This is a genomic window from Gelidibacter sp. (assembly GCF_053579655.1).
The window spans coordinates 17230-40436 of the sequence record NZ_JBMDWE010000032.1; the positions used below are offsets into that span (position 1 = coordinate 17230).

General features: G+C 38.0%; 20 protein-coding genes and 1 pseudogene. 7 read left to right on the forward strand and 14 right to left on the reverse strand.

The features are described from left to right. Positions 1–17: 17 nt before the first annotated feature. From ACOH2D_RS14530 to ACOH2D_RS14550, 5 genes are all read right to left on the reverse strand, one after another. Positions 18–1196 (reverse strand): D-alanyl-D-alanine carboxypeptidase, encoded by a 1179-nt coding sequence (locus ACOH2D_RS14530; protein ID WP_449535655.1) that lies wholly within the window; start codon positions 1194–1196, stop codon positions 18–20. Positions 1197–1382: 186 nt separating this feature from the next. Next, positions 1383–2426, reverse strand: coding sequence for an aminotransferase class I/II-fold pyridoxal phosphate-dependent enzyme (locus ACOH2D_RS14535; RefSeq protein WP_449535656.1), 1044 nt, complete (start codon positions 2424–2426; stop codon positions 1383–1385). A gap of 3 nt (positions 2427–2429) precedes the next feature. Beyond that, positions 2430–3443 carry a dipeptide epimerase gene (locus ACOH2D_RS14540; RefSeq protein WP_449535657.1) on the reverse strand — a complete coding sequence of 338 codons (1014 nt, stop codon included), beginning with the start codon at positions 3441–3443 and terminating at the stop codon, positions 2430–2432. Between the two features lie 159 nt (positions 3444–3602). Continuing rightward, positions 3603–4055, reverse strand: a complete 453-nt coding sequence (locus ACOH2D_RS14545) for a hypothetical protein (protein ID WP_348062726.1) — start codon at positions 4053–4055, stop codon at positions 3603–3605. A 55-nt stretch (positions 4056–4110) separates the two neighbouring features. After that, positions 4111–4884, reverse strand: a complete 774-nt coding sequence (locus tag ACOH2D_RS14550; RefSeq protein ID WP_449535658.1) for a TerB family tellurite resistance protein — start codon at positions 4882–4884, stop codon at positions 4111–4113. A 196-nt stretch (positions 4885–5080) separates the two neighbouring features. Here ACOH2D_RS14550 and ACOH2D_RS14555 point away from each other — a divergent pair, with 196 nt between their 5' ends. Further along, positions 5081–5491 (forward strand): BrxA/BrxB family bacilliredoxin, encoded by a 411-nt coding sequence (locus ACOH2D_RS14555; RefSeq protein WP_348037525.1) that lies wholly within the window; start codon positions 5081–5083, stop codon positions 5489–5491. A 342-nt stretch (positions 5492–5833) separates the two neighbouring features. Here the strand turns inward: ACOH2D_RS14555 and ACOH2D_RS14560 are convergent, their stop codons facing one another. Next, positions 5834–6031 (reverse strand): hypothetical protein, encoded by a 198-nt coding sequence (locus tag ACOH2D_RS14560; protein ID WP_449535659.1) that lies wholly within the window; start codon positions 6029–6031, stop codon positions 5834–5836. Between the two features lie 167 nt (positions 6032–6198). Here ACOH2D_RS14560 and ACOH2D_RS14565 point away from each other — a divergent pair, with 167 nt between their 5' ends. The 3 genes from ACOH2D_RS14565 (at position 6199) to ACOH2D_RS14575 (ending at position 8655) form a co-directional block, all read left to right on the forward strand. After that, positions 6199–6936 (forward strand): lysophospholipid acyltransferase family protein, encoded by a 738-nt coding sequence (locus tag ACOH2D_RS14565; protein WP_348037527.1) that lies wholly within the window; start codon positions 6199–6201, stop codon positions 6934–6936. A gap of 12 nt (positions 6937–6948) precedes the next feature. Continuing rightward, on the forward strand, positions 6949–7938 hold the full coding sequence (locus tag ACOH2D_RS14570) for an acyl-ACP desaturase (protein ID WP_449535660.1): 990 nt from the start codon (positions 6949–6951) through the stop codon (positions 7936–7938). A gap of 63 nt (positions 7939–8001) precedes the next feature. Beyond that, positions 8002–8655: an HD domain-containing protein gene (locus ACOH2D_RS14575; RefSeq protein WP_449535661.1), complete on the forward strand. Its 654-nt coding sequence runs from the start codon at positions 8002–8004 to the stop codon at positions 8653–8655. Positions 8656–8755: 100 nt separating this feature from the next. Here ACOH2D_RS14575 and ACOH2D_RS14580 read toward each other — a convergent pair. Then, a pseudogene (locus ACOH2D_RS14580) lies at positions 8756–9616 on the reverse strand (TraB/GumN family protein). Positions 9617–9807: 191 nt separating this feature from the next. Beyond that, on the reverse strand, positions 9808–10881 hold the full coding sequence (locus ACOH2D_RS14585) for a PA0069 family radical SAM protein (RefSeq protein WP_449535662.1): 1074 nt from the start codon (positions 10879–10881) through the stop codon (positions 9808–9810). A gap of 233 nt (positions 10882–11114) precedes the next feature. On the opposite strand from ACOH2D_RS14585, the gene ACOH2D_RS14590 reads away from it, so the two are divergent. Further along, positions 11115–13271: a S46 family peptidase gene (locus ACOH2D_RS14590; protein ID WP_449535663.1), complete on the forward strand. Its 2157-nt coding sequence runs from the start codon at positions 11115–11117 to the stop codon at positions 13269–13271. A 292-nt stretch (positions 13272–13563) separates the two neighbouring features. Here ACOH2D_RS14590 and ACOH2D_RS14595 read toward each other — a convergent pair whose 3' ends face one another. The 6 genes from ACOH2D_RS14595 to ACOH2D_RS14620 all read right to left on the reverse strand — a co-directional run bounded on the left by ACOH2D_RS14595 (position 13564) and on the right by ACOH2D_RS14620 (position 20118). Beyond that, on the reverse strand, positions 13564–14346 hold the full coding sequence (locus ACOH2D_RS14595; protein WP_449535664.1) for an enoyl-CoA hydratase/isomerase family protein: 783 nt from the start codon (positions 14344–14346) through the stop codon (positions 13564–13566). Positions 14347–14433: 87 nt separating this feature from the next. Further along, the gene (locus ACOH2D_RS14600) at positions 14434–15885 is read right to left on the reverse strand and encodes a sensor histidine kinase (protein WP_348034971.1); all 1452 of its coding nucleotides are present in this window, start codon (positions 15883–15885) and stop codon (positions 14434–14436) included. Between the two features lie 268 nt (positions 15886–16153). Further along, positions 16154–16702 (reverse strand): CopD family protein, encoded by a 549-nt coding sequence (locus ACOH2D_RS14605; protein WP_348034973.1) that lies wholly within the window; start codon positions 16700–16702, stop codon positions 16154–16156. Between the two features lie 14 nt (positions 16703–16716). Then, positions 16717–18069: an MATE family efflux transporter gene (locus ACOH2D_RS14610; RefSeq protein ID WP_449535665.1), complete on the reverse strand. Its 1353-nt coding sequence runs from the start codon at positions 18067–18069 to the stop codon at positions 16717–16719. Next, positions 18069–19103, reverse strand: a complete 1035-nt coding sequence (gene hemH / locus ACOH2D_RS14615; protein WP_348034974.1) for a ferrochelatase — start codon at positions 19101–19103, stop codon at positions 18069–18071. Before hemH ends, ACOH2D_RS14610 begins: the two co-directional genes overlap by 1 nt. 127 nt (positions 19104–19230) lie before the next feature. Beyond that, positions 19231–20118 carry an AraC family transcriptional regulator gene (locus ACOH2D_RS14620; protein WP_449535666.1) on the reverse strand — a complete coding sequence of 296 codons (888 nt, stop codon included), beginning with the start codon at positions 20116–20118 and terminating at the stop codon, positions 19231–19233. A gap of 220 nt (positions 20119–20338) precedes the next feature. Here ACOH2D_RS14620 and hemA point away from each other — a divergent pair, with 220 nt between their 5' ends. Together hemA and hemC are read left to right on the forward strand one after the other, a co-directional pair. Beyond that, a complete protein-coding gene (gene hemA, locus ACOH2D_RS14625) occupies positions 20339–21583 on the forward strand; it encodes a glutamyl-tRNA reductase (RefSeq protein ID WP_348034985.1) in 1245 nt (414 codons plus the stop codon). Continuing rightward, complete coding sequence (hemC, locus tag ACOH2D_RS14630) at positions 21576–23156, forward strand: hydroxymethylbilane synthase (RefSeq protein ID WP_348034975.1); 1581 nt, start codon at positions 21576–21578, stop codon at positions 23154–23156. The genes hemA and hemC overlap by 8 nt, the downstream gene beginning before the upstream one ends. Positions 23157–23207: the final 51 nt, after the last annotated feature.

The window sequence follows — 23207 nt, forward strand, 5'->3', positions numbered from 1 at the left end:
AACAGAAAGACTCTCATCTAATAATTATCACGTAGATATTCTAACATCTTTTGCATCTCAGGCTTAACCACATTAGAAGAGGTCACATAATTATTGTTCATAAAACTGAAAATGAGCACCTCGCCAGAATTCGTAATCAAATAACCACTTAAACAATAAGCACTGCTTAAAGTCCCTGTTTTAGCATAAATATAAGGGGCTTTATCGCCTCCAAACCAACTTTTCAGAGTGCCACTTTTACCGCCAATAGGAAAGAAGTTGAACAAACGTTCTCTGGGAATATCAGTATAAAGTTTTTCCAAAACTTGAACAATGGACAAAGGTGTAAAAAGATTATAATTGCTCAATCCAGAGCCATCACGCCATTTAGGAGGTTGTTTTAAAAACTTGAGTTGATTTTGAAGCACTGCATTTCTGATCGGATCGGCATCTAAAGTGTCAGCAACTGTTGAAGATGCCAAAATCAAAATCTGCTCTGCAAGAAAATTATCGCTCACATACATCATGCGTTTATACAAACTATCTGACGGAATACTATAGAGCGTTTGGTCAGTCTTTACTTTGGTGTAGGGTATGAATTCTACTTTATTCGGAAGCAAATCATTCCAAAGTTTTTTGACCATGCTAGTATCCAAAACAAATGGAACTTCAATCGTATCCTTACGGGTCATTTTATAATAAAACTTGTTCTCGTTAAAATCCCTGCGTTTATTCAATGTCGTGTAAGTCGTCTCCGATCCTAAAAATTCAGGATATGTTTTGAGATCTCCTTCATCATTAGAAATAGACAGCACATTGCCATACAACGGAAATGCACTGCGCTCTGGACTATAATACATGTCATAATCTTCCCATGCCCACCCTGGACCAAACTTGTCATTGGCGTAATTATCCGTGACCAACTTTACAAATTTGTAGTTTTTCATAAAATTAAGTGCCGTACTATCCTTGAAGTAAGGATGCAAAAAACTCGGATCTCCTGTGCCTTCTACAATCAAAGTATCTTGATGAACTGCATATTTAAATGCAGGGACATTTTCCGGTAAGTACTGTAAACCGGTAAAAAGAGTGAAGATTTTAGTATTACTGGCAGGTGTAAAATAGCGTTCGCCATTATGATTAAAAACCGTGTCCTTGGTTCGTGGATTATAAACCATAAACCCCGTAAACTGATTATCAAAAAAGTTGGAATCCATTGATTTTTCTAAATGCTTTGAAACTTTAGCAGATTTACAATTCAAAAAAAGCAATGAAAGCATTACAAAAAAAGAATAACGAACGGTTTGCGAAGCTATTTTCATATCAAAAACTCAAAAAATTAATATTTAAAGATAGGCTATAAATGGGAACAGATAAAATGACTTCGAGTCTCTACATGAATCTTAGTCTTTGGATTCTTTTTGAAAGAGCATCAATGCCGATTTCAGCCGCTCCAAATCAGATGGCGTATGATGTGCAGTAATCACGATACGATTCATCATCGTATCATAATTGGGATACTTAAAATTAGTGATGATGATGTCCTTAGATTTCAGATAATCAAAAATGCCATCGCCATTGCAGTAAATTACTGGATAGTCAGGATCGTATTTAAATAGCGTCGGCAAAACAGTATCATGATGAAGAAATTGAAGATTATCTCTTAATTTATTCAGTTGATTTTGAAGTAAATCCTGAGCATCAAAAAAGGTCTGTAAAAAAATAGGATTCATTCCTGAAGCAGAAATAAATACAGCGTCATTCTGAATCACATCAATGATTTTTTTATCTCCTGCAATAACACCTCCCGAACAGCCATAAGCTTTAGTAAGCGAACTGATCATAATCTTCTGCACAATATTGGGATGATGAATCGTTCCGAAAACACCTTCACCTCGTGGGCCAACAATTCCCAAACTATGGGATTCATCGACTAACAAAGTAATTTGCTTACTTGGCGAAATAGCATCCAGAAAATAAAAATTGGTGGGCTGCACTTCCAAAGATAATAACGTATCTGCAGCAATGACAACAGATTCCTCGATGTCATCGGTTAGTCTGGAATGCAATTTGCCGTCAACAAACAACGGCAAACTGGAATTTTTTAAAATTGCAGGATGTGTTTTGGGATAATGGTAAAAGTAATCATGGCTTTTGGCCAAATAATCAATGACAAGTGATCCAGCCAAGGTCCCTGAAGAAACCGTAAGTGCCGCTTCTGCCCCAATTATTTTAGCTAATAACGCTTCTGCTTTCTCGTAAATGCTAAGCTTGATATTGGAGTTTCGAGAACTCCCATACGCCGTCCCCCAAATGTTGATACTCTTATAAAGAAGTTTTTGAAAGTCTGGATTTGTGGCCATTCCCAAATAGGAAGTTCCCCCAAAATAGAGATATTCTTTACCGTCAACTTCAATCGTTCTGTCCGGAAATTGCTCAACGGTCATTGGCTAATCTATTAAAGTAACCCCAGTGCCATTAAGATCACTATAAAAAACCGCTCCGTCTTCAATTTTTACACCAGTGGCAATATCTTCTGATAACAACAATGCGCCATCCATATCGACATAATCTAATAGCGGTAATAAATGGGCAATGGCCGAAATACCAACGGTCGATTCGGTCATACAACCTACCATAGTTTTCATTCCTAATTGTCGCGCTTTTACCAACATGCGTCGTGCAGGAGTCAAGCCACCACATTTGGTCAACTTTACGTTCACACCGTGGAAATGATTAAAACATTTATCAACATCAGCTTCCACTTGGCAACTTTCGTCAGCAATAATAGGCAACACCGAATGTTTAAATACTTTTTTATGACCTTCCCAATCGTCGGCAGGCAAAGGTTGTTCGATAAATTCAACACCTAATTCCTTAAGCGCAATAGCATTCGAAATCGTTTCATCAGCAGTCCATCCGCAATTGGCATCGACCCTAAAAATGGCATCGGTATGTTTACGAAGTTCTGTGATAATGGCAATATCTTGATGAGAACCCAATTTTATCTTATAAATAGGCCAAGGCATTTCTTTCATTTTAGACACCATTTTTTCGATGGTATCCATGCCAATAGTATAATCAGTCAATGGATTTCTACTAATGTCATACGCCCATAGTTGATATAACTTCTGCCCTGCTTTTCGGGCATACCAATCATTATAAGCGATATCCAATGCACACAAGGCAAACATATTATGAGATAACTGCGACCGCATCTTTTCCCAAAATTCCTCTGGCGCCATGCCTGCCGAGTCCATAATAAGTGGCTCTAACCGCTCCAAATCTCGCATCATATCTGGAACTCCAATTTTATAATACGGATTTGAAGTGGCTTCACCATAACCAGAAACACCGTCTTCAGTTAGCTCAACAACTAACGACGGTTGCTCATCATGGGATTCTCTTGAAATGGTAAAAGTGTGTCTTAACTTTAAAATAAATGGTCTTAGAATAAGTTGCATGTTGAAGATTTATACGCCATTCTTTCCGCTTCTATAAACAAAAGAGTTGACGCTTATTTATACCTGACGAATTTAATAAATATTTAAGTGGATTACCCTCGTCTTACGCAATAAAATAGCAAGTATTTCGACAAATCTATATTTGAAGCTGTTAAAACATTATTCTATTTTTAAAATGTATAGGGAATGAATCCAATCAATCTGAGATTCATAAAATCGCAGTGCGGTCTCCACAACTTTATCCGATTTATCCCTTGGATGTTTACTTATAAATCGTGCTTTGGAAGTGTCAAAATCTAACGTGAATTTTTCATCAAAGTCACTCGCTGATGTAGAAAAAGAGACTACTTTTTCAGCCAACGTCCAAGTACCTTTGGCGTAAGAACTTCGCTCATTAGACCTAGGTTTGTTTGGTGTACCCAGCTGAATTTTATCATACGAATGAAAATGAAACGTACCATCTGCATTTAAGTTCAAGGTGTAATTGATAATGTGAGGACTTGTGTTAGAAAGTTTCCTTTCATAGGTGCCTGCAACATCATTAACTGTGACTTGTGAATTAACTACAAAACTTGAACTAAGTACTGTAATGAGAAGAATAAGATTTTTCATTTTCAGAAGGGCTGGAATTACCCCTAACCGACATCAAGAGTTATGCCAAGGAAAATTAAAAACCGCGCTCAGCCTTCAACTTCTCATATGCATCTTTTACTTGTCGGAATTTCTCAACCGCACCTTTTTGATGCTCTTCACCTAAATGAATCACACGATCGGGATGGTATTTTTTGGCCATTTTACGATAAGCGGCTTTTATTTCTTCTACCGATGCTTCTTTTGTGATTTCAAGAATCTTGTAAGAGTTGTCACTACTGTTATAAAACATGGCTTTGATGGATTCAAAATCGCGTGCACTAATTCCCAAATACCCAGAAATGGTATGGATTTGATTCACTTCGCTCTCAATGACCATTCCATCTGCTTTGGCAATTCCGAAGAGGAAATGAAGCAATTGCAATCGGGACGCATGATCCATCATTTGCTGAATTTGCAGACATACCTGGCGCACCGGGATTTGTTGCTGATTGATGCCTTTAAATAATTGAAAAGCATGATTAGCGCGCTCCTGCCCATACATATTTACAAATTGCTGGCGTACAAAATCCAATTCCCGTTGGTCTTGATGGCCATCAGCCTTAATGACTACTGAAGCCAAAATTAAAAGGCTCACTTCAAAATCACCAGATTTTGTTTGTGGACGCGTCTCAGCCTGACGTCTATATGTGGGCTGGCTCTTTTGTTTCGTTTGCCAATCGCCTAAAAGTGGCGCGCCATCGCCTGATTGGGAATCAATAAAACTTCCAATTACCAATCCAATAATAGCACCAATTGGCCCTCCAAAAGACCATCCTAATCCTGCACCTACCCATTTTGAAATACCCATGTATCTATTTTTTTTAGAATCTCAAAGATAGTATAGTTCATCTTTTTATACCCTTAATTATTATGTAAATTTCCATTGAGAAAACAAATGCCATCATTAAAACTCACCACGGCAAAAGGACGCCCTAAGTTCATTTTTTTGTATCTTTGCAGTCCTGAACTTCGGGACAAATTATTAATTTTTAATATTAAAATATATGTATCCAGCAGAATTAGTAAAACCAATGCGAGAAGACTTGACCAAAGTTGGATTTGAAGAACTCCATACCGCTCAAGAAGTTGATGCAGCTATTGCAAAAGAAGGAACAACATTATTAGTCATTAATTCGGTTTGTGGTTGTGCGGCAGCAAATGCACGTCCAGGTGCACGAATGAGTCTCCAAAACGCAAAACATCCTGACCATATCGTAACGGTTTTTGCAGGTGTTGACAAAGATGCTGTCAATCAAGCAAGACAACATATGGTACCGTTCCCTCCAAGCTCACCAAGTATGGCGTTGTTTAAAGACGGCGAATTGGTGCACATGTTAGAGCGCCACCACATTGAAGGAAGACCTGCAGAATTGATTGCAGAAAACTTAGTAGATGCTTATAACGAGTATTGTTAGAAAAGTTAGAAGCTTGAAGCACGGCGCTTGAAGTTTTACTTTTGAATTTTTAAAGAACCACGGTAAGTTTATCGTGGTTTTTTTGTTTTAATAGGTCTGCCTTCTACAACAGAAAAGCGTATTGCATTCGTGAAATATATAGTAAATAATTTGTCTTAAGAAGCGAGTGAATTGGTGAGAAGCAGTGAAATTCGTGTCAAGAATTTTAAAAACTAACTCGCCTAATTCTAATCCAATTTGAAAACTATACAAGACTTTAAACGGTTTTAAACTTGGTAAAGTGATGGATTCATGAATTCCTTAACTGGCAATTAATGTGGACGCTTTGTACTCGCTTTTAATTTATCGGTTAAATAACATCAATGGCATGTCCAAAAACTCAGAGACCAAGTAGGCTAACCCTATCAGTAAAATGGTGCAAATCGGGACTGCCCAACTCAATTCTCTCATGATCAGCTTTTCCACGCTGACATAATTTACAAACACCCGCATAAAGAATGTCTGCTGTTTTTCATAAGTATATTTCAATCTAATTATCATTCCAATAAGACTTATGAACCAACATTGAAAGCACTTTTGATAAAGAACCTGAGCAGATTTTCGAGAGTGTCAATCGTAAATCTGTCGTCTTCCCATGATTGTGCAACAATAGGTGCAATGCTATCTATTAGTAGGTTTTTAGAAGTAGTTTTTATTATTTTTGCAACATGAGAAAAATATTAGCTTACCCTCTAACGGTTATATATTTAATTTGTTTTGGAATCACGCTTGTTGTATTCCATCCCATTCAATGGATTTGCTTAAATCTCTTTGGTTATAAAGCCCATAAGCTCAGTGTAGATTGGCTTCAGTTTTTTTTAATGCGTTGTCTTAATATTTTAGGCACGCGTTTTACGTTTACCAATCCTTATGATATTCCTACAGACCAACCATTGATCATCGTGGCCAATCATCAAAGCATGTACGACATTTCACCTATTACGTGGTACATGCGAAAACATCATCCGAAGTTTATTTCAAAAAAAGAGTTGGGCAAAGGCATTCCAAGTGTTTCCTATAACTTACGACATGGCGGATCTGTATTGATCGATCGAAAAAATCCGAGGCAAGCCTTACCAGCCATTATGAAGTTTGGTGAGTATATCGAAAAAAACAAATATGCCGCCGTTATTTTCCCGGAAGGCACACGAAGTAAAAACGGTATTCCAAAGCCTTTTCAAACCAAAGGTCTAGAAATTTTGATCAAAAAAGCTCCGTCAGCCATCATCGTTCCTATCAGTATTAACAATTCCTGGAAAATGTTGCGTTATGGAAAATTTCCGATGGGAATTGGAAATCATTTAAAATTCACGGTACATCAACCTCTCAAAATTGCTACCTTTGTAGATATGGAAGAGTTAATACGAACAGTTGAACAGACGATTTCCTCAAATATTCACCCTTAAATTTCAACTAAGATGTCATTAAAAAATATACGTTTGGAAGTGATGCAGCATCTCGAGAAAGACGTTGAATCACTCATTGAAAAATACTTAATACCGGTTGATAGCATTTGGCAACCGACTGATTTTCTTCCGAATTCAGAAAGCGATTCGTTTTATGATGAGGTCAGGGAAATACGCGAATTATCGAAAGAATTGCCTTATGATTTTTGGGTGGTTTTAGTAGGCGATATGATCACTGAAGAAGCACTACCTACCTACGAATCCTGGTTAATGGATGTGGAAGGTGTGGATCAGGTAGGACGAAATTCATGGGGAAAATGGGTGCGTCATTGGACGGGTGAAGAAAACAGACATGGCGATGTCCTCAATAAATATTTGTATTTATCAGGACGTGTCAACATGAAAGAAATCGAAATCACGACGCAACATTTAATTGCTGATGGGTTCGATATCGGCACCGACAGAGATCCTTATAAAAACTTTATTTATACCAGTTTTCAAGAACTGGCCACTTATATTTCTCATAATCGTGTCGCAAAAATCGCGAAGGAGAAAGGCAACAGACAACTCTTTAAAATGTGTAATATGATTGCTGGTGATGAAATGCGTCACCACCACGCGTACTCTGAGTTTGTGGAGCGTATTTTTGCCGTAGATCCTAACCAAATGATGGTCGCGTTTCAAACGATGATGAAACAAAAAATTACCATGCCTGCGCATTTCTTAAGAGAATCCGGAGATAAAATTGGAACGGCGTTTGAGGAATTTTCAAATACGGCGCAACGTATTGGCGTTTACACGTCTGCTGATTATGTGGACATTTTGGAAAAACTGGTTAACCGTTGGGACTTAGGAAATATTAAAAATCTTTCAGACGACGGCGAAAAAGCAAGAGACTATCTCATGAAACTTCCAGACCGCATGAAACGTTTGGCCGATCGTATGAGAGTTCCTGAGAACTCTTATCAGTTTAAATGGGTGCAACCGGCAAGTCTTAAATAACAAATTCTAAATACACACTATATTCCTTTTATCAACATAAAAGGAATTTTTTATTAAAAGCGTATGACAACAGAACAACTAATTTCCAAAACCATCACTTTCGTCAAAGAGCAACTCGTTAATGCCGAAGGCGGACACGATTGGTTTCACATCCAAAGAGTACTTAACAACGCCATGCTTATCGCCAAAAGTGAAGATGTTGATGTGTTCATCGTCCAACTCGGGGCTTTACTTCATGATATAGCAGATAGTAAATTTCATAATGGCGATGAAACTGTTGGGCCAAGAGTTGCACGAGAATTTTTACTCGGCATTCATGTGAACCATGAGGTCATCGAACATGTCATCAATATCATTGAAAACATCTCGTTTGGCGGCGGAAACAAACCTCAACATTTCAAATCTCCAGAGCTTGATGTCATCCAGGATGCTGACCGTTTGGATGCCATTGGTGCTATCGGAATTGCCAGAACCTTTAACTACGGCGGGTTTAAAGACAGAACTATATATGATCCTGATATCAAGCCAAATCTGAAAATGACTAAGGAAGAATACAAAGCCTCCAATGCGCCAACGATTAACCATTTTTACGAAAAATTGCTGTTGCTAAAAGATAAAATGAACACCAAAACAGGGCAACGAATCGCTGCGAATAGGCATAAATTTATGGAGCAATTCTTGGAGCAGTTTTATGCGGAATGGAATGGAGAGAAATAAAAAAGACCTCACAAGTTTTTACTCGTCCGCCGAATTTTCAGCGTAGGAGGAAAACCCGTGAGGTCTGATCGTTTCAAAAACAATAAACTATTTATGGATTTTAATCCATTACGGGTGTAACGCTATAACCTGCTTGTCTCAACAAATTGAGGACGCCTTTGTTTCCTCCCAAATGCGCTGCACCAACACCTTAAAAGGTAGGAACGTCCTTTGAAAACTTAGCGATTTCCGGAATCCAATTATTATTTCGCTCGTCTAAAAACTTGGCCATCAATTCAACATCATGATTCATATACTCATCCATATAACCATATAAAGCCTCAATATCTTCTGCGATATAAATTTGAGCCATTTTATCAAAAAGCGCCTTGTTTTCCTCTGGATTCTGAATCATTTTCACAAGATCATCGATTTGTTTCTCATAAGGCGTATGCTCAAAAACAGCCACTTGAGATTCATAAGTCTCCAAGCCTTTCATTTCTTTTTTAGCTTCTTTTGCCATGGTCAACAATGACATTTCAAAACTTGCCAAAGGTTCATCCAAAGAGGTCATTAAGATCACCGACATCAACATTAAAGGTTTTGCAGTATTGTACATTTGCATGCCCACTCCTGTTTTTTCCTTCAAATAGCTGTCCAACAATTCGTACTCACTATAGTCCATAAATGATTTCAATTCTGTTCCTGCTTCTAAATACGAATGCGCCATGATATCTTTTATAAAGTCAGGATTTGCCATATCGAGCTCTAAAACGACTTGCCCAGAAGCTTCAAAAGCAGCTTTAACCTTGTCCTTCAAAAGGAAATCTTTCTGCGCGATCAGATGCATGGTTCCGAAAATATAGGATGTTTTAATGCCGTTACCTTCTATTTTCCATAAATTACTGGAGTCTTGTGCATATAATGTTGAGAATAGAACGCTCAAGACAAAAGTCATGAGTATTAGGCGGTGTTTCTTCATTGCAATTAATTTTATTAAAAGATTAAAATTGGTTCTTATTTTATCGGTACAAACTTGACGTCACATAAAAATGAATTTTGATTTTTCGCATCGATAGGATAACAATTATGTTTTTGATTAATAGTCTACGCCATAACATTTAATCGCAGAGACTGAAAAGTGGAAGTAAAGATAATCTTCAAATATAATAATTAAAATAGCTTTAGTTGGCCATCCTTAAACTGTTCGTGGAGTGTGGTATTGAGTTTGGGCATGGATTTATCTTTGAAATAGTTACGTTTTGCCATTTTAACCATAGCATTTATTTGTTTGGCAATCTCGCCTTCCCCACGCATTCTCGTGCCAAAACGCGAATCATTTAAATTCCCGCCATGGCAACTTGCAATTTGGTGCAATACTTTATCCGCACGATCGGGCATGGTTTTTTTGATCCAATCGGTAAAAATTTCGCCGATGGCTCCGTTTAATCTGACAATAGTGTGACCCATACTCAAAGCGCCCATTTCAGAAACTTTTTTCGCTAAAGGCAACACTTCATGACTATTTATGGATGGGATAATCGGTGCCATCATCACATTGACAGGAATTCCGTTTTCTGATAAAATCTTCACGGTCTCCAAGCGTTTTTTAATGGTAGCGGTTCGCGGTTCCAAAACCCTGCGGGTCTCTTCTGAAAGGGAAGTAATGGAAATATTCACACCAATAAGATTGTCCTTCGCCAAAGCTTTCAACAAGTCCAGATCGCGAAGAATTAAGGCGTTTTTTGTGATGATCCCGACTGGATGTTTGTATTTTAAAAACACTTCCAAGCATTTTCGGGTGATTTCAAATTGCTTTTCGGCCGGTTGGTAGCAATCGGTGTTTCCAGACATGATTATCGGATGCGCTTTCCAACTTTTACGTTGGATAAACTTTTCTAATAAAAATGGCGCGTCTTTTTTTACCAAAATCCGACGTTCAAAATCCAAGCCGGCACTGTAGCCCCAAAACTCATGGCTGTTGCGGGCATAGCAGTAAACACAACCATGTTCGCAACCTTGGTACATGTTCATGGAATAGCCCATGCCCACATCTGGACTTTGCACTTTATTGACAATGGTCTTTGGGAATACGTCAAGATAGAGCGTTTTATTTTTGTCGGCGTCTTCTCCTTCCAGAGCGCAATATTCTAGAAAATCATCACGCATTTCGTGGCTTAATTCGAAGAAACGATTGGCTACGTTGATTTGTGCTCCACGACCTTTGAGGGTGGAATTTCGATCCATAGGTATAGTTTTTTGATGTTTCTCATCGCTAAGATGAGGGTTAAAATTACTACGAGTCTGCCCTATTTGATGGCTACAGAATGTAGAAACTAATCTTAATCTCTAACAATTAACAGATTGACTACTGAAAAAACCCTCTAAAACCTCAAAAAATAACATGCATTTAACAGTTAAAAACCCTTTAAACACGGGAAAAATTCAATAATTTTGGCGCTCACAAATAATAAAAAAACATGAAGAAATTATTGCTCTCTTTTACCGTTTTTATGCTGACTTTTTCGACGGCCATAAAAGCTGATGAAGGCATGTGGTTTTTGATGCATATTGAGCGTTTGAACCAAAGAGACATGCAAAAAATGGGACTTCAATTGACGGCTGAAGAAATTTACAGCGTCAACAACAGAAGTTTAAAAGATGCCATCGTGCAATTTAATGGTGGGTGTACGGCCAGCATCGTTTCTGAAAATGGCTTGGTACTGACCAACCATCACTGTGGATACAATGCCATTGCAGAATTATCGACTGCTGAAAGAAATCACTTAAAAGATGGCTATTGGGCAAAATCTTTGGAGTCCGAATTAAAGCCAGAAAGCTTATATGTTCGATTCTTTGTAAGAATGGATGATGTTTCAAAACGTATCTTATCACAAGTCAATGATAAAATGACTGAAAAAGAACGTGAAGCTGCGATCAATAAAGAGATTGCTAAAATTGAAAAAGAAAACAACGAAGGCGGAAAATATACTGTTTCTGTGCGTTCATTCTACCAAGGCAATGAGTTTTACTATTTCGTTTATGAAGATTTCACAGACGTTCGTTTGGTAGGAACTCCTCCAGAAAGTGTTGGAAAATACGGTGGGGACACTGATAACTGGGAGTGGCCAAGACATACGGGCGATTTCTCTTTATTTAGAGTTTATGCTGATGCAGAGGGAAATCCAGCGGAATACTCAACAGCTAACGTGCCTTTAAAATCAAAATACCACCTTCCTGTAAGTATTGATGGGGTTAAGGAAAATGATTTTGCCATGATTTTAGGTTATCCTGGTCGAACCAACCGTTGGATGCCTGCACAAGGTGTGGAACAAAACGTAAAGTTTGCTTATCCTGCTTGGGTTGAAGGTTCAAAACTGAGCATGGATGTAATGAAAAAATATATGGATAATGATGAAGCCATCAACTTGATGTACGCGTCTTCTTATGCAAGTATTGCCAACTATTGGAAAAACCGTGGCGGGATGATTGAGGCTTTAACCGCTCACAAAACGGTAGCCACAAAAACCGATGTGGAGAAGAAATTTGACAAATGGGCGAACAAAAAGAAAAACAAAGCACAATATGGCAATGTCATTTCTGACATCAACGCCTACTACAAATTAACGAATGACAAAGCACAACACGACAACTATTTAAGTGGTATTGTTCGTGGTTCTAAATTTGCCGTTTTACCTTACAGATTAGGTAGTGCTTTAGAGCAATATGTTGCTGCCAATGAAGCCGGACGTGAAAACATGTTGCCAAGATTAGAAGGTTTTATAGATAGTAATTATAAAAATTACCACTTGCCTTTAGAAAAAGAAATTTTGGCTAGACAGTTGAATTTATATGCTTCTAAAACGAATTATCCACTTCCAGAAATCGTAAAAGAAGTTGCTGCACAAAACAACAATGACTTTACAGCCTATGTGGATTCAATGTTTGACAACAGCATCTTTAGCTCAAAAGAAAGCATTACCGCATTTTTAGCAAATCCAGATGCTTCAAAACTGAAAAATGATCCTTTGTATACGTTCTCTGATCAAATCATGACGAAATACAGAGAGCAACCAGAAAGTTTGGTAAAACCTGAGAATGATTATCAAGCGGCTTTCAGAAAGTTGGTTGCTGGATTACGTGAATCTGGATTGAGCAAAATCCAATATTCGGATGCTAACTCTACCTTGCGTTTAAGCTACGGAAAAGTGAGAGCTTTACCTGCTGATCCAAGAAACGATGCAGAATTCAACAACTACACGACCTTAAAAGGTATGATCGCTAAATACGTTCCAAATGATGACGAATTTGATTTGCCAGCACATATGTTAGACATGTACGCGAAAAAAGATTATGGACGTTATGCCAACGAAAGAGGTGAACTTTCAGTAAACTTTTTATCAGACAATGATATTACTGGCGGTAACTCAGGATCTCCTGTAATCAACGGTAAAGGTGAATTGATTGGTTTAGCTTTTGACGGTAACATTGAAGCGATGGCTGGAGATGTTATTTTTGACAGCGATTTACAGCGCACCATCAACGTTGATATCAGATATGTACTTTGGCTGATTGACAAATATTCTGACGCCAAACATATTGTTGACGAATTGACGATTGTTGGAGGAAATTCTTAACAGAAGACGGAAGACGGAAGACGGAAGACGGAAGACGGAAGACGGAAGACGGAAGACGGAAGTTTAAAAATAAAAAAAAATGCGAACTGGATGAACTGGTTCGCATTTTTTTACTTGTATTTATTAATGTTTCAGAGTTACCAATCCTATATTTTAGAACGCAGATGACGCTGATTTTCTATGATTTTAACTGATTAGTGTGGAATCTTCATCTTAAGGATTTTATCAGAGAACCTTCGAAATTGCAGAAATAAAATCAGTGGAAATCTGCTCTATCTGTGTCATCTGCGTTCTATTTTCCCTGAAACTCCGCCTTACGCTTTTCCAAAAACGCTGTTGTCCCTTCGATAAAATCTTCAGTGCCGAAACACTTTCCAAATTGTTTGATCTCTACTTTAAAACCATCAACACCATCTTTATAATTGGCGTTGATGGCTTTTATAGCGCCTTTAATGGCCACAGGAGAATTGCGCATGATTTTACCCCCAATCTTTTCACACATTGGTATAAGATCATCTTGTGTTGTCACATGATTGACCAATCCGTAGGCTTTTGCAGTTTCTGCATCAATCATACTTGCGGTCATGACCATTTCCATAGCGCGGCCTTTGCCGACTAATTGCGGCAAACGTTGTGTACCTCCATAACCGGGGATAACGCCTAAAGAAGTTTCTGGCAAGCCCATTTTAGCATTATCACTCGCAATCCGGAAATGACAGGCCATCGCTAATTCGAGTCCCCCGCCAAGCGCAAATCCGTTGACTGCCGCAATTACCGGAGTTGATAAATTCTCAATATAATCGAATAATAACTCTTGACCTTTGGCTGCTAGCTTTCCGCCATCTTCTACATCAAAATGGGCAAATTCGCTAATGTCTGCACCAGCGACAAAAGCTTTCTCGCCACTTCCCGTAAGGATGATGACCTTGGTGTTTTTATCTTTGTTCGCCACTTTAAAAGCTTGATTGAGCTCATTTATAGTGGCCTTGTTTAAAGAATTTAACTTATTTGGTCGGTTGATGGTAATCGTCGTGATACCATCTTTTGTTTTGGATAGGATGTTTTCGTAAGACATAGTTGTGTGTTTTTTATTTCCGCGTGGTTGTTGAGCTTGTCGAAGCAAAGACAGAGATCTCAATTAATAAATTTCTTCTCTTTTGCTTTATTCTTTAGGAAACGTCACAGTAAAAATTGTTCCTCTTCCCTCTTGAGAAGTAAAGGTAATCGTTCCATTGTAAGTTTCCACTATATTTTTAACCATGGCCAATCCGAGGCCCATGCCGCTGGATTTTGTGGTAAACTTAGGTTCAAATATTCTTGAAAAATCGGCTTCTGTTATGCCTTTACCATTATCGGACACTGCGATTTTGACCATATTGCCTTCAGACATCACGCTGACCACAACTTTAGGATCTTTATCTTCGGCAATGGCCTGCGTCGCATTCTTGACTAAATTGGTAACCACACGAATCAATTGCGTACGATCCAACTTCGAAATAATTTCCTTTTCATCGGCTACAAAAACAATATAATCTTCACTGAAAATATCTAAAGCCAATTTTACAATCTCCACCACATTTAGGGTTTCATTTTGCTGCGCTGGCATTCTCGCAAAATTGGAAAAGGCAGATGCAATGGAACTCATCGTATCAATTTGCTGGATGAGCGTTTTGCTATATTCGTCTAATTTTTGATAAATTTCAGGATCGGCATGATTAAATTTGCGTTGAAAACTTTGGACACTTAAACGCATTGGCGTCAACGGATTTTTAATTTCATGGGCCACTTGTTTCGCCATTTCACGCCAGGCCTGTTCACGCTCTGAGGTTGCCAATTTAACAGCACTCTCCTCCAATTCATCAATCATACTGTTGTATGACCTTACCAAAGTCGCAATTTCCTCACTGGAGGATTCGATTTCGATTTTTTTGTTGCGTTTTTCCAATCGTGTCGCTTTTATTTTTTCACTTATGGTTTTAAGCGATTTGGTAATGTACGAGGATAGGAAATAGGCCAAAACAATCGCCAATATCAACATGAAAAAATAGGCATAGCCCAAACGCTCTAAAAACTCATTCAATTCCTTATTCAAAAAATCGTCATTTTCAAGATAAGGCAATTTCAGAATAGCAATGGACTTGAACTTTTTATCGGTAATGTAAGTGTAAGAAGATTGGTAGGTTTGATCATTTAATATGGTTTTTTCAACAAAACGGTGTTCTGCGGTGTTGGAAAGCACATTTAAAATATGAGGGCTTAAACATTGTGAACCCGCATCGCCTTCGATACTCGATTTTGAAGACAGTATCAAACTTCCCTCTAAATCAAAAATATCAATTTGACTCTGGTGGATATCTGCAATTTTATAAATCTCTTCCCTGAAAATCAATCGCACCTTTTCGGTAATGACCTCCCAGGTTGTTCCGCGAATGACAAAATCAATATGACGCTTGATATTATCTTCCTTGCGTTCCAAACGATCTCTATGATACGCTTGTGCTTCTTCATTATACTGGTAAATGGTTACGCCTGCAATCAAAACGGAAGCGATGAGCACCAACAGAATCATGGATAAAAAGATGCGTAGGCGTAAAGAAAATCGTCTTATTCTCATTTAAAATAGTGTAGTGCGATAAAGATAGCAATTATCAATCCAAAAACGGCTGCGCCGTAAATTTCAAAAACTAAAATATCAAAATTCCAATACAGTTAGCTGTTATAACAAAACTTATTATGCCATTTAGTGAAGCTTCTGCAAAATCTGTGTGATCAGCGGGAAATCCTTGTAGTGTCAAGTATTTTACCGTGAAGAAGTTAGGTCTCAAAGTTCCGCAAAGGAAATACAAAGTTTCACAAAGAGCAGCGATATGGGTTGAAGTTTTTTAAGAGTTCGTATTTCTCTCCCGGATGTTTTTGTAAAGTTTGAAACCCAACATCAACACAACACCTAGCACTAAGATGCCAACCACTCCAAAAATCCAACTGATGGAATTTTTTAGAATAACCAGAAACACTACGGCGAACAAAATAAAAGTAGCGCCCTCATTCCACAATCGCATGAAATTGGAGGTTTTTTTGACCTCATCGCGCTGGAGTTGTTTATAGTACTGATGTGTTTTCAGGTGATAAAAGATGAGCAATACCACGAATGCTAATTTCACATGCATCCATCCTTGCTGCAACCAAAGTGGCTGTAAAATGATTAACCAAATCGCAAAAACGGTCGCCAATATTGCAGAAGGCCAAGTGATAATCGTCCATAAACGATTCGCCATCAATTTGAGCTGTTTTCCTAAAATTTCCTTTTCAGGAGATGGCTTGTGAAAGGATTCAATTTGATATACAAACAACCTTGGAATGTAGAAAAGTCCTGCAAACCAAGTGATGACAAAAATAAGATGGAGCGATTTTATGTAGTTGTAGTATTCCATGGGTCGGCAATTATTTAAATATCTTTAGGTGTCAAATTCCGTTTGATCTCACGATTCAAAAAATAAGCCGTTACGATGGTGGCCAAAACATCTGAAATTGGAAAAGAAATCCACACTCCCAATTCGCCATAAAATTTAGGCAAAATCAAGATGAGCGGAATGAAAATGAAACCTTGCCTACTTAAAGTCAACAATAAGGCCGGTCTTGCTTTTCCAATCGCCTGAAAATACGCCGCACCTATCAACTGCCAAGCAATAATAGGTGTTGCGGCAAAAACCCAGCGCATATCACTTGGCGCTTGCCGAAGTACACCAGCATCCGTAGTAAACATTCGGGCGATATTTTCCGGGAAAATCATCAATACGACAAATACCAAACTAGCTAAAATTGCGGCATACTTGATGGCTGTATTCAGTGTTTCCTTAACCCGATGGTAGTTTTCAGCCCCATAGTTAAAGCCCGCAATCGGCAAAAACCCTTGCGTAACACCTAGGACTGGAAACATGGCAAACATCAACATCCGACCCGCAATGGCATAAGACGTCACAGAGGCCTCTCCACCCAGATCAAACAGAATATTATTCATAAATAGGTAGGTAACACTTACTACGGCCTGTCTCGCTAAGGTTACAAAACCTAAAGAAGTAATTTCCTTTACAATCGGAAAATTCAGTCCTAAATGTGTGAAATTGATTTTTAATTCTGACTTTTTAGAGGCAAAAAACCATAAAATAAATACCAAACAAATCACATAAGATAGTGTTGTCGCCCATGCTGCTCCTGCCATCCCAAAATCCATCACGTTGATGAAAATATAATCCATAATCAGATTACAAACCGATGGAATCATCATGGCATACATGGCAAATTTAGGTTTGCCTTCTGCACGAATGACCGTGTTGGCCATCATACAAAGTGCCAAAAGCGGCACTCCGTAAAGTACGATTTGATAATAGGTTTTGGCGGGTTCAAAAATGGCACCTTTCCCACCAAAGGACTCAATAATGGAATCTGCAAAAAACAGACCCACGGCAACCAGGGAGAGCGTCAATATTAACGTTAAAGTGATTTGGTTACCAAATACCTTAAGTGCTTTTTTATGATTGTCAGCCCCTAAGGCTCTTGATATTATAGACGAACCCCCAATACCAATGGCCATTCCTAAAGCGGCAATAAAAAACGAAACTGGTAAAACCACGTTGATCGCCGCAATGGCCGTCGAGCCAATCCAGTTGCCTACAAAAATAGTATCCACCAAAATATTGAGCGACATGACCAATATCCCAATAGAAGCCGGAACAGCTTGCTTTATGAGAAGTTTACTAATGGGTTGTGTGCCTAAATCCTGGGAGGAAAACTTTTCCATTATGCAATTACGGGTTCAACAGCAGCCCATTCATTGATCCAGTTGGATAGAATAGCCACAAATTCGTCATCATCATTTAAACAAGGTACTGTTGTAAAGCCTTTTCCGCCCATTTCATGGAAAATCTCTGAGCCTTCCATGGCAATTTCTTCTAAAGTTTCTAAACAATCACTTACAAATGCTGGTGTGACAACAGCTAAATTTTTGATGCCTTGTTTTCCCAAACGCTCAATAGTAATATCGGTAGCCGGTTTCAACCAAGGATCGACTCCTAATCGTGACTGAAACGATGAAGTATAAGTCCCAGGAACCAAATTAAGCTTATCGGCTACCAAGCGTGTCACTTCCAAACACTGATGGCGATAGCAAAACTCGTGTGCAGGAGAAGGTGTTATACAACAACTCCTATCAATTTTACAATGTGATTTGGTAATGTCGCGTTTACGAATATGACGTTCTGGAACACCATGATATGAAAACAATAGGTGATCATAAGGATGATCTTTCAAATGTCTTGCAATGGAATGCGAAAGCACTTCAATATAATCTTCACGATTGTAAAATGCTTTTAAGTCGGAAATTTTAAGGCTTGGAAAATGTTCTTTTCGAATCTCTTCTGCCAACACCAAAATTGTCTCGGTCGTAGCCATGGCAAATTGTGGATATAAAGGCATCAAAAAAACCTCTTCCACACCTTTGTCCACCAACTCCTGAAGACCTTTTTTGATGGTCATGCTACCATAACGCATGGCTAAAGCAACCGGTAGCGGCGTGTTTTTTTGTATCTTTTTCTGAAGGCGCTCTGAAATGACGATTAAAGGCGATCCTTCCTCCCACCAAATTTTTTTATACGCTTCCGCAGATGCTTTAGGTCGGGTATTTAAAATGATCCCTTTTACAATAAAAGTTCGTAACCAAACCGGAACGTCGATAACGCGTTCATCCATTAAAAACTCACTTAAATAAGGTTTAACATCTTTTGGTTCTGGGCTATCTGGCGAGCCTAAATTAACAAGTAATACTCCTTTTTTCATATGACATTCCTGCGAAGGCAGGAATCTATTTTTAAATTAAACTTCAATCACTTTTATACTTTAAATCATTCGTAGATTTTGAAAATCTCTCAAGCCTGACATAAACTCTTACGAGATTTTTACAACTCTACGAAGATAACGACATTAAATATTTCTTTGGCGTTGTCCCATATTTCTTTTTGAATGCCGCTATAAAGTGACTCGATGAGCTGTAACCAACTTTCAAGCCGACTTCATTCACATTGTATTCATTGGACTCCAATAACTTTCTGGCCACTTCCATCTTATAATCAAATAAAAAACTGAACACTGAGTCGCCGTAAATTTGCTTAAAACCTTCCTTCAGCTTTTTTAGGGTTAAACCTATTTCTTCCGATAGCTCTTGCAACGTCGGCGGTTCGGTCATTCTTGAAATCACAATATCCTTGGCTTTCCTGATTTTGATAACGTTTGCTTCATCCACCAAAAACGGACATTGTTCAATGTCGGCATCCTCATTTCTATTGAAATATAAACTCAATAATTCATAAGCCTTTCCTTTATAATAAAGATTCCTGATAGAAGAATTCAAGTTATAATGGATCAATTGTGTCAAAACAATCGCCATGGATGGAGATACTTTCCCGTCCTGATAGTATTTCTTATCCTTATTATCGTCACTTAAAAAAGAAATATAATCAGCTTCCTGCGAAAATAATCCGTGGAATTTTTTAATGGAGATCAAAATCGATACTAACGACGAATTTGGATGCATTTCCAAATGGATGGGCAAATCCTGTTGTGGATTATAAAGTAACAAGGAGTTTTCTTCTAATATATCTAAAGCATACCGCCCATTATTAAATATGAACTTACTCGCCCCTTTCAAACAAAAATGGAATTGAATAAAACTACTATCAATTCCACGTTCAATAGTTTCTACAGTATTGCTATCGTTTTGATAGGTCAATACCAAAAAATCATGATCAATTCGAGTTTCTGTAAAAGAACCTTTAGCGACATTTTCCAAATCCATTCTCATCAAAATTTATACACCTTATTTAGATTCGTTCTAAACAAACCACTCATAAGGCGTTGCTATTGCTGCAAAAGTATAACATTTATTATTTTATTACAGAATAAAAGATAAAAAACACCAAGCGACACTTATAGTCCGTTTAGCGTTGTTTATTATTTAAAGGACAGTTATACTTTTGTCTTTTCAATTTCTAAAAACCGTTACCGATTACTATCATATGCTGAAAGGAACCTATTTTTATGCCATTGGATTGAGTTATAAAAAGGCTGATGCTACTATTAGAGGCCTTTTTAGTTTAGATGACACTTCTAAAAAAAACCTTTTAAATCAGGCCAAAGAAGCGGGCATTGAAAGTCTCATTGTGACCTCAACCTGCAACCGAACCGAACTTTACGGTTTTGCTGAACATCCTTACCAACTCATCAAATTACTTTGTGATAACTCTAAAGGAACGATTGAAGAATTTCAGCACGTGGCTTATATTTTAAAAAACAACGAGGCTGTTTCGCACATGTTCCGCGTCGGTTCTGGACTTGACAGTCAGATTTTAGGGGATTTTGAAATTATCAGTCAATTAAGAACAAGCGCAAAAGCATCCAAAAAAAAGGGATTGCTTAATCCTTTCACAGAACGTTTACTGAATGCCGTTATTCAAGCGAGCAAACGCATCAAAAATGAAACAGAAATTTCATCAGGCGCAACTTCCGTCTCTTTTGCATCCGTTCAATATATCATGAGCAATATTCAGAATGTTTCAGAAAAAAACATTTTACTCTTTGGCATTGGAAAAATCGGGAGAAACACCTGCGAAAACCTGGTAAAACACACCAAAAACGAACATATCACCTTAATTAACAGAACTAAAACCAAAGCTGAAGCCATTGCTGGGAAGTTCAATTTGTTGGTTAAAGATTATGCCGATCTTCAAAAAGAAATCAATGCTTCCGATATTTTGATTGTTGCTACAGGTGCCCAAAGTCCAACGGTAACGAAAGAATCCATCCAATCTAATAAGCCAATTTTGATTTTAGATTTATCGATTCCAAGAAACGTGAATCCAGATGTCACGGAATTATCAAATGTGACCTTGATTCATCTTGATGATTTATCAAAAATGACTGATGATACCTTAGAACGCAGAAAAGAATTTATACCTTTGGCGGAGCAAATTTTAGAAGAAGTAAAACTGGATTTTAACAGCTGGCTTGCCACTCGAAAATTTGCCCCAACCATCAAAGCATTAAAGCACAAATTGCTTGATTTAAAAAATGCGGAATTGGAAACCCAACGTAAAAAACATGCGGATTTCAATGAAGCACAAGCAGAATTAATCAGCAATAATATCATCCAAAAAATAACAAATCACTTTGCATACCATCTCAAAACAGATCATATGTCAACTGATGACAGCATTGAACTCATCAGAAAAGTGTTCCAATTAGAATCCACTACAAATGTCTAAACTTATAAGAATTGGTACTCGCGATAGCGAATTAGCGCTATGGCAAGCCAAAACTGTACAACAACAACTCCAACATCTGGGTCATAAAACGGTATTGGTACCTGTAAAATCAACAGGCGATTTGCGACTTGACAAACCCATTTATGAAATGGGAATTGTAGGTGTTTTCACTCGAATATTAGACGAGGCCATGCTCAACAATCAAATCGATATTGCGGTACATTCACTTAAAGACGTACCTACGATTTTGCCACAAGGCATCGTTCAGGCAGCCGTTTTAAAACGTGGCAATGTGAGAGACACTTTAGTATTTAAGAATAATGAAGAATTTTTATCTCAAAAAGATGCCGTCATTGCAACAGGTAGTTTAAGACGAAAAGCACAATGGCTTAACCGATATCCAACCCATACCATTGTCGGATTACGCGGCAACATTAATACCAGACTTGAAAAACTGCAAGATAATGAGGATTGGAATGCGGCTATTTTTGCAGCAGCAGGCATTGGCAGAATTGGCGTACGTCCAGAAGATGCGATCAATCTTGATTGGATGGTTCCAGCTCCGGCACAAGGCGCCATCATGATCACTGCACGTGAAGTTGATGAAGATGTATTGACCATCCTTAAGGAAATCAACCACGAGGAGACCGAAATATGTACCACGATTGAGCGTCAATTTTTAAATTTATTGGAAGGTGGTTGCTCTGCTCCAATTGGCGCTTTAGCATTCATTAAAGATGAAGAAGTATCTTTTCAAGGCGTCCTATTGAGTTTAGATGGAACGAAAAAGATTGAGGTAACGCGTAAAGAAAAATTGGGCAACCATCATAATATCGCACAATTTGCGGCCGATTACGTCATAGACCGTGGTGGTCAGCGATTAATGAATGATCTGAGAGACGAGGAGAAACAGATTCAAGTTTTTTCTACTCGCAATTTGAGCGAAGGCCAACGTCAGCTTTTTAAAAATGTACATGCGGCCAGCACAGATTTCTTAAAAATAAGCTTTAACAGGATTTCGAAGCCTGTTTTAAAATCGAAAATTGACAACGTCATCATCACGAGTCAAAATGCGGTAGAAGCCATTCTCTCTAGTGTTCCTAAAGAAGAATTACAGTTTAAAAACATTTATTGTGTTGGGCGACGCACCAAAAGGTTGATCGAAACTAAAATCGGAAAGGTCAAACATTCTGAAAATTATGCTAAAGATCTGGCTGCCTATTTGGTAGAATTCATGGATGGCACCGAAGTGACGCACTTTTGCAGTGACATTCGCTTGGATGAAATTTCCACGACCTTACAAAACAATCACATTAAAGTCAATGAGGTTGAAGCTTATAAAACCATTCTCGACTCTGAAAAAATTGATTCAAATGTTGAAGGTATTATGTTTTATAGCCCGTCCACAGTGGACAGTTATATGATCAACAATACGGCAGATAAAAAGATCGCTTATTGTATAGGAGAAACTACGGCCACGGAAGCTAAAAAGTATTTTGAGGATGTGAGAGTCGCCAAAATTCCGACGGTTGAAAGTGTCATTGATTTAGTGAATGAACATTATAACCATTAGATTATCAGTAAGGTTATAAAAATAACTTAAATTTATAGCTCCTAAATAGGT

Coding starts and splice junctions, on each gene's coding strand:
- ACOH2D_RS14530 (WP_449535655.1), bottom strand. CDS start 1,196: ATGGATTCCAACTTTTTTGATAATCAGTTTACGGGGTTTATGGTTTAT.
- ACOH2D_RS14535 (WP_449535656.1), bottom strand. CDS start 2,426: ATGACCGTTGAGCAATTTCCGGACAGAACGATTGAAGTTGACGGTAAA.
- ACOH2D_RS14540 (WP_449535657.1), bottom strand. CDS start 3,443: ATGCAACTTATTCTAAGACCATTTATTTTAAAGTTAAGACACACTTTT.
- ACOH2D_RS14545 (WP_348062726.1), bottom strand. CDS start 4,055: ATGAAAAATCTTATTCTTCTCATTACAGTACTTAGTTCAAGTTTTGTA.
- ACOH2D_RS14550 (WP_449535658.1), bottom strand. CDS start 4,884: ATGGGTATTTCAAAATGGGTAGGTGCAGGATTAGGATGGTCTTTTGGA.
- ACOH2D_RS14555 (WP_348037525.1), top strand. CDS start 5,081: ATGTATCCAGCAGAATTAGTAAAACCAATGCGAGAAGACTTGACCAAA.
- ACOH2D_RS14560 (WP_449535659.1), bottom strand. CDS start 6,031: ATGATAATTAGATTGAAATATACTTATGAAAAACAGCAGACATTCTTT.
- ACOH2D_RS14565 (WP_348037527.1), top strand. CDS start 6,199: ATGAGAAAAATATTAGCTTACCCTCTAACGGTTATATATTTAATTTGT.
- ACOH2D_RS14570 (WP_449535660.1), top strand. CDS start 6,949: ATGTCATTAAAAAATATACGTTTGGAAGTGATGCAGCATCTCGAGAAA.
- ACOH2D_RS14575 (WP_449535661.1), top strand. CDS start 8,002: ATGACAACAGAACAACTAATTTCCAAAACCATCACTTTCGTCAAAGAG.
- ACOH2D_RS14585 (WP_449535662.1), bottom strand. CDS start 10,881: ATGGATCGAAATTCCACCCTCAAAGGTCGTGGAGCACAAATCAACGTA.
- ACOH2D_RS14590 (WP_449535663.1), top strand. CDS start 11,115: ATGAAGAAATTATTGCTCTCTTTTACCGTTTTTATGCTGACTTTTTCG.
- ACOH2D_RS14595 (WP_449535664.1), bottom strand. CDS start 14,346: ATGTCTTACGAAAACATCCTATCCAAAACAAAAGATGGTATCACGACG.
- ACOH2D_RS14600 (WP_348034971.1), bottom strand. CDS start 15,885: ATGAGAATAAGACGATTTTCTTTACGCCTACGCATCTTTTTATCCATG.
- ACOH2D_RS14605 (WP_348034973.1), bottom strand. CDS start 16,702: ATGGAATACTACAACTACATAAAATCGCTCCATCTTATTTTTGTCATC.
- ACOH2D_RS14610 (WP_449535665.1), bottom strand. CDS start 18,069: ATGGAAAAGTTTTCCTCCCAGGATTTAGGCACACAACCCATTAGTAAA.
- hemH (WP_348034974.1), bottom strand. CDS start 19,103: ATGAAAAAAGGAGTATTACTTGTTAATTTAGGCTCGCCAGATAGCCCA.
- ACOH2D_RS14620 (WP_449535666.1), bottom strand. CDS start 20,118: ATGGATTTGGAAAATGTCGCTAAAGGTTCTTTTACAGAAACTCGAATT.
- hemA (WP_348034985.1), top strand. CDS start 20,339: ATGCTGAAAGGAACCTATTTTTATGCCATTGGATTGAGTTATAAAAAG.
- hemC (WP_348034975.1), top strand. CDS start 21,576: ATGTCTAAACTTATAAGAATTGGTACTCGCGATAGCGAATTAGCGCTA.